1 protein-coding gene is annotated in these 484 nt (G+C 70.6%); it reads right to left on the reverse strand.

The genetic code is table 11. The features are described 5' to 3' along the window. Nucleotides 1–484, reverse strand: a 484-nt coding sequence (locus H7I87_RS15265) for a DUF222 domain-containing protein (protein WP_264002754.1), incomplete at both ends; no start/stop codon positions are given.

Below are 484 nucleotides of genomic sequence, written 5' to 3' on the forward strand. Positions count from 1 at the left end.
ACATCGAGGTGGGCCACCACGGTGGTGTNCTGCCCGTGGGGGCGGCGGGTGGCCTCGGCGTCCCATCCCGCTTCGATCAGGCGCATGAACGCCTCGGCCGTGCCCGGCACCGGCGGCACCTGATCACCGGCGCGGTCGCCGTTGCCGTGGTCGCGCTTCCATTCGGCGATGAGCGCGTCACGATGCGAGGCCAACGCGGTGTCGAACGTCGCGGCATCCACGTGACCCAGGGTGATCCGATAACACGCCCCCTGCTCGGTGGCGGTCGCGATAAACGACCGCTCACGCTCGGGACGCGGGTCGGGGTCAGGACGCGGCTCCAGCTTGACCGCGGTGCGCAGCTGATTGACCGTGGCGACCGCGGCCAGTTGGGCGTAATGGTCATCAGATCCCTGGCCCGCGTGTGCGGCGATCACCCCGACCTGATCGGCCGACAGCCGACCCTCGCGCATGCCTGCCGCGCAGCGGGGAAACTCCTCCAGCC

Source organism: Mycobacterium timonense (genome assembly GCF_025821985.1).
GTDB classification, from domain to species: Bacteria; Actinomycetota; Actinomycetes; order Mycobacteriales; family Mycobacteriaceae; genus Mycobacterium; species Mycobacterium avium.